The sequence below is a fragment of the Bacteroides sp. 1_1_30 genome (genome assembly GCF_020982715.1).
Lineage (GTDB): Bacteria > Bacteroidota > Bacteroidia > Bacteroidales > Bacteroidaceae > Bacteroides > Bacteroides xylanisolvens.
Window position 1 is genome coordinate 1 of record NZ_JAJKHN010000153.1, and the last position, 6,476, is coordinate 6,476.

The 6,476-nt window shown below is 43.4% G+C and carries 6 protein-coding genes; all 6 read right to left on the minus strand.

Going from position 1 to position 6,476, the window contains the following annotated elements:
- Window positions 1-97 precede the first annotated feature (97 nt).
- Window positions 98-1,054 (minus strand): toprim domain-containing protein, encoded by a 957-nt coding sequence (locus LPH68_RS25190; protein ID WP_008155696.1) that lies wholly within the window; start codon window positions 1,052-1,054, stop codon window positions 98-100.
- A 224-nt stretch (window positions 1,055-1,278) separates the two neighbouring features.
- Window positions 1,279-2,355, minus strand: coding sequence for an AAA family ATPase (locus LPH68_RS25195; protein WP_008155695.1), 1,077 nt, complete (start codon window positions 2,353-2,355; stop codon window positions 1,279-1,281).
- A 14-nt stretch (window positions 2,356-2,369) separates the two neighbouring features.
- Window positions 2,370-2,678, minus strand: a complete 309-nt coding sequence (locus LPH68_RS25200; protein WP_080704548.1) for a DUF3853 family protein — start codon at window positions 2,676-2,678, stop codon at window positions 2,370-2,372.
- Window positions 2,679-2,901: 223 nt separating this feature from the next.
- Window positions 2,902-3,939 (minus strand): hypothetical protein, encoded by a 1,038-nt coding sequence (locus LPH68_RS25205; RefSeq protein WP_008155691.1) that lies wholly within the window; start codon window positions 3,937-3,939, stop codon window positions 2,902-2,904.
- 5 nt (window positions 3,940-3,944) lie between these two features.
- Window positions 3,945-5,243, minus strand: a complete 1,299-nt coding sequence (locus LPH68_RS25210; RefSeq protein ID WP_230297211.1) for a YhcG family protein — start codon at window positions 5,241-5,243, stop codon at window positions 3,945-3,947.
- Window positions 5,244-5,312: 69 nt separating this feature from the next.
- A partial coding sequence (locus LPH68_RS25215; RefSeq protein ID WP_230297212.1) for a site-specific integrase occupies window positions 5,313-6,476 on the minus strand: 1,164 nt, incomplete at its 5' end.

A 6,476-nucleotide genomic window follows, 5' to 3' on the forward strand; every position in this document is an offset into this window, starting at 1 on the left:
TCAGGGGTGAAACGCCCTGAGTGGGTCATTAGGGCAAAGCCCTAATCCCCTCGGGAGAGCCCACAACTACGAAAGCGGAGCGTGTAGTTATAGTGGGCTATAACTGAAAGCCGTTCTTCTTTTTCGGTGACTGGCTGCGCGTCTCTTTGACAGACCGGACTTGCCTTTTTCTTTCAACCTGTTTCTGCAAGTATTCATTCAAGTCCTTGCATCCGTTGTAAGTCTGCGAAGCGTCACGGATGTACAGGTCTCTGCCGTATTCCTTGCGGATTTGTCGGAGAGCTTCCATGCCTGCATGGTCGTTGTCAAAAAAGCAGTGGATGCGTTCGTAGCTGCCCAACGGATAGAGAGCCTTGTTTACATTCGATACGGAGTTCAATACAATGTAGTCCTGTCCGTCCAACTCCGGATAATTCGGGCAGCTCTCCTGTCTCAATGTCAGAAAGGAGAGGTAGTCCATGAATCCCTCGAACACATAACAGGTATTCCTTGCTTTCCCCGACTGCCTGATGTGGGAGATTTCCTTGGGTGCGATGCAACCCTTGAAATAGCGGTTGCGAACCTCAAATCCACCCGAACCATTGGGAAAGGCGATGGCAAAGTACCGTTTGCCATTGTGGGTGAAACGGGCTTCACTACATTCTCTTTTTGCCAGTTCCATATTTATTCCTCTTCCCTGCAAGTAGGCAAGCAGGGCAGGGGACGATAACGGAACAATCTCCAACTGTTGGAAACTCGGTTCGGAAGAGTTTTGCTTGCCAAAAGAGAAAGATACCGGGCGCACATGCGGTGTCTGTTCCGCTATCCGTTTTAAAATGTAAGGTACATGGTCGGTAGCATACAGGTGTGCAGCCAGTTCAATGATACCGCCACCTTTGCCCAAACCGAAGTCATACCATTGGTTACGTTCGGTATTTATCTTGAACGAAGCTTCTGCTTCTTCCCTTAACGGTGATTTATACCACAGGTTGATACCTTGTTGCTTGACGGGAGAATATCCCAAACTGTGCAGAAAATCTGCTATCCTGATTTGCTTGGCTGTCTGTATATCCATAAAATGATTGTTTTAGTAGTTGGTAAATTGGTTGCTAAATTGATTCGTTTTTCTTTTCGCCCGTACCATTTTAAGAAGTACGGTCTGTATAACCACTTCACTTTATTTTCGTATATATAGGATACGGTAGTAAAGTGAAGTGGTTTTGTACTTCCTGCAACCGCTTCGCTTTATTCCTAATATATAGACCCACAGAATAAAGTGAAGCGATTACAAACAACAGGCTAATAGTGGAAGTCGGGCATGAACGTGTATTTCCTGCCGTTCTCCTGCACTATCATCCGTTTGTTGCGAAGCATGGTGATGAGCGGTACCGCCTTTTGATGGTTCAGCTTTACACCTATTGACGTATAGCTTTTGATTAAGGCATTTTCCAGCTCCTTGTAGCCATATTCCTCTTTCAGTCCGAAAACCGCTTCCAGTGCGATGCGGTGCTGTTGTTCGGTGATGTGCCTGTAAGGGTCAAACTTTTCCTCTTCCGGCCTTCCCGGTTTCTTGGCTTCGGGCTTGTAACCCTCCATGAGTTCGGGCAGGGCATTGTCGTTGATACGGAATGCGAAAGGCTCGAAGTCCATTGCCCTTATGTGCATGGCTGATACTTTACTTATATCCCCGTTGTTCTTGTCCTTTTCCACAAGGAGTACGGTTTCTGCCTTGTTGTTCAGTTCAGTACCGATATGCCCTCTCGCATTTTCATCCCCTTTGTTCTGATGCAGTATCGTATGGATATGTATCTGCCTGTCGTCCGTCCACTGCATCAGTTTGGATATGATGCGTGTGGATTCGCCGGGGCTGTTGATGTCATATACCATATCACGAATACCGTCTATGATTACAAGGGCTATGTTGGGGGTATTGTAGATAGCCTGCTCTGCAATCCTGATACGCTGTTCGGGCGTGTATTTCCTCAAAGCAAGAAATTCAAGATTTTCATTGTCCCTGTCATCGGGAAGCCCGGCCATCCGCAAAATACGTTTCATGACTTTCAGGCAATGATAAGGGCTTTGTTCCGTGTCCACATAAAGGATTTTCCGTTTGTCTTCCGGAAGTTCAGCCACATATCGCAGCACTGTGCCGTTCTTCAATGCGGCGGCTACGATAGCCGACACATTGAACGTCTTTTTGCTCTTGGCTTTGCCGATGGATGCACTGAAATTCCCCAATGTCCCTATGACGGAACCATGTACTTTGAGAATCTCCGGTGCTTTTTCATAACTTTTCGACAGGCTCAAACGTGAGGCTTGCCAAAGGATTACGGCTTCTTCTGCCGATATTTCCTTGTTGTCTTTCATATAATCCATAAGTACACCTCCCGTTATTTTCGTCCTCCGGTTTTCTTTCCGGCCAGTTCAAGGGCAAGTTCCGCATCAACGATAATCTTGCGCCCTATTTGCGTAATGGCTTTGTCAATCTTTCCGCTTTTCTTTATACGGTTGGCGGTGGGCAGGCTGCACCCGAACAGTTTGGCAATGCCCGGTATTCCGTACACATACTTCCTTTCCATGTCCGTGATGGGCTGCGGTTGCGCTTCCGTTTGGTTGGAAGCGTGCTTGCTTAGGAATATGAACTCTTCGCCTGTCATCTGCCAGACGGGTTTTAATAATAACTCTTGAAGATTTGTCATCGTCCAATCTATTTAGTCGTTAAACAATCAGCCCTGCGCACTGGCTGTTATCTATGTTCTCGAACGATGCAAAATTAGGTAGGGTTATAAGTGGTAAGGATGTGGTTAATGTAAATGGAATGTCTTATTATTCATCTGAATATCAGAGAATAAAAATACCACTCAAAAATTAATTTGAGTGGTAAAAGTGGTAATTTCATGGAATGTCAGGATGTATCACGAATTATCTGAATATGCTTTCCATTTCTTTGGCGAATTTCTGGTTGCTATCACTTGGAAAATCGGAAACGGGTTCTTTGTACTTCGATCTGTAATAGCTCTCGTCAATATCCAGTAGTTTCAATATCTTGTCTCGCCATTCGTCCCTGTATTGCTTGGATAGTTTTTCACTCATCAGGAATATCAGGTAACACACCCGTATCTTTTCCCTTGCCTTGATTTTTAATCTGTTCTTGCAGGGGTACAGATTTATATTGGCATAGAAGTCCGCTATGGTAATGGCTTCGAACTGTTCCCCGACACAGGTTTCATAAATAGGCGAAAGCGGCTTCATGTCAAAATATTCATGCTGTTCCTCCGGTGTATTCTGTACTTCTTCTTGCGCATTTTGCTCGACTGACTCCTCCGGTCGTTTTTCTTCCACATCATCAGGAAGGTATTTTTTCAGGACTTCCATGAAAAGAAGGCTTAGGCGGTAAACATCACTGGAAAGGTTTTCGATATATTGAAAAGCCTCTTTCTGGTCTTGCTTTTGCAGTTCATAGAGTTTATCCAATTCCTTCTTTTCCTTGTCGTATTCAGCCTTGCAGCGTTCATATTCCTTTTCTGCCTGTATTTCTTCTTCGTCCGTATGCTCCCGAAAACCAATGAAATCATATCTGTGGTATGCGTCATTCAAAGGCTCGTGCAACTTGGTGGTAATCTCCAACTGGTCTCTAATTGCAGAATTACGTCTGTCTGCGTAGTGAAAACACACACGCTTTATGATGTCATCATTCAACGGTTTTGTTTCATAAGCCCGTATATTCTTTTCTATTTCGATTTTTAAACTATTGAGAATCAATGTGTATTGTTCTTTATGCTTGTCAAGTACCAGTTCAAGGATAGCGGATTCAAAAGCCTTTGTATCATTGTGCTGCCTGTAAAAATCGGTGATGAATTTTTGCTTGTCAAAAGAAAAAGCATAATTGGTCACCCAATCATTATATATCCTGTTGAGTTCTCCGTATAGGGGAATCAGTTTGTTAATCTCTCCTGCCATAGACCTCAATTTTGGGGATTATTGTCCTTGTCAAGGAAAGATGCCAGTTCTTCTTCCACCTCTTCCACACTTGGCAAAGCTGATTTCAAATTTTCGGGTATAGCCTTGCTCAACTGGTAATCACTGATACCTATCGGCTGGTCGTAGCCTGTCAAAGCGTATTGTGCCACAACTTCATCTTTTCCCTTGCACAGCAACAGCCCGATAGTCTTGTTGTCATTTTCTCCCCTCAGTTTGTCATCCACCACATTGATGTAGAAGTTCAGTTGTCCTGCATACTCCGGCTTGAATGGAGTAGCCTTTAATTCCACTACAATGTATGCGTGTAGCGGAATTGAATATAGAATCAAGTCGGCAAAGAAATCGCTGTTGCCAATTTGAAAATGCTTCTGCCGGGCGACAAAGGCAAAACCGTTGCCCATTTCCAACAAATAACGGGTAACGTGTTTTACCAGTTGTTCCTCTATGTCCCTTTCGTCTGCCTTTTCTTTCGCTCCTGCCAAATCGAAGATATACGGGTCTTTCAACAGGTAATTGGCAAGGTCGCTTTGTGGTGCTGGAAGTGTGGCTGTAAAATTGTTTACCTTGTTGTTACTGATTTGTCTGTTATATAGGTTGGTTTCAATTTGTATTTTAAGAACATTGCTGCTCCAACCCATTTCTACCGATTGTTTCATGTACCAATATTTTACACCTAATGGAAGCGAATTATTGAGCATAATTACATGACTTGCCCAATTTATTCTGGCAACAGGGGATGCCAAAAATAATTTTTCTATATCCTCAATCGTTATCCGGTAAATGGCAGATACAGTTTTGGCAACATTCTGAATTTGCGCAAGAGGTTCTTGCGTAAATTCTAACAACTGACTATCAGTGGATTGTATTTGCGCAGTAAGTTCTTGCGTAAATTGTCCGTTGTTTAGTTTCAAGACTTCATCTGCGACCTTCTGTATGCTTGGAACAGATAGCCTTGCATCCGTATCAATGAAACTTCGTAGCACGTTCAGCGGATATGACCGTGCGAATTGGCACATATAAGTAAGGTTACGTTCCGAATAGCCTTTCTTTTCAGGGTAATTGAGCCGGATAGCCTTTGCCAGTTGCTTGATGATTTTGCTTCCCCAGCCTTGTAAGTTCTGATGATACAGGATATAGTTTCCTATTTTCCAATAATGGAACAGCATTTGCGCATTGGCTGCGGTAATCAGCCTGACTTGCGCCTGTTCTATTTCCGAACCGACAGCATGAACAAATGCGTCAAAGTTCGCTCTTTCTATATGATGTTCTTTGTTGTTTTCCATGTTCCAATGTCTATTGTTGTCGCAAATATAATTCAAATAGCGGATAATCCATGAAACTGATTGATACTTTTATAGTTGGTTAAACTTGTTCATGGCATTTGCCTTAATATCATCCGCTATGTCAATGTAGGGTTTCATGGCTTTATAGTCACTGTGTCCCGTCCATTTCATTACGACCTGTGCCGGAATACCGAGAGCCAGCGCATTGCAAATGAATGTTCTTCTTCCTGCATGGGTGCTTAGCAATGCGTATTTTGGGGTGACTTCATCTATACGCTCATTCCCTTTGTAGTAGGTTTCCCTTACAGGCTCGTTGATTTCAGCGAGTTCCCCCAACTCTTTCAAATAATCGTTCATCTTTTGGTTGCTGATGACAGGCAATGCCATGTGGTTTTCAAAATGGACTTCCTTGTATTTTTCAAGTATGGCTTTACTGTATTTGTTCAGTTCAATATTCAGACTGTCTGCCGTTTTGACTGTGGTAACTTCAATGTGGTCGGGTTTCACATCGCTTCTTTTCAGATTACGAACATCCGAGTATCGCAGACTTGTGAAGCAACAGAATAGAAAGACATCCCTGACACGTTCCAAATATTGCTTGTCTTTCGGTATCTGGTAATCTTTCAGTCTGTTCAATTCGTCCCAAGTCAGGAATATTACCTTTTTAGAGGTGGTTTTTAATTTGGGTTTGAATGTATCGTATGCAATGTTCTGATGATGTCCTTTTTTGAAACTCCAGCGCAGGAACCATTTGAGAAATCCCATTTGTTTGCCGATGGTGCTGTTCCTCATGTCTTTCTTATCACGCAAGAAATTGACATATTCGTTTAACCCGAACTCGTTGAAGTATTCAAAGGTTACATCTTCCTTGAACTCTTTGAGGTGGTTTCTCACTGCTGCAAATTTCTCATAGGTGGATGCCGTCCAATTATTCTGGTTGCCACACTCTTTTACAAACTCATCGAACACTTCCCAAAAACTTATCTGCGCTTCTTCCTGCTGTTCTTCACTGTTGTCTTTCATCCGCAGATTGAACGCATCCTTTAGCTGTTGGGTGGTCGGCATGGTTTCCTGTACCTCAAACTCCTTAAACACGTTTTGAATCTCGGCATAGTATTTCAGCAAGTCCGCATTGATTTCGGATGCGCTTTGTTTCAGCTTGTTGGTGCATCCGTTCTTTACCCGTTGTTTGTCGGCATCCCATTTGGCTACGTCAATCCGGTAGCCTGTTGT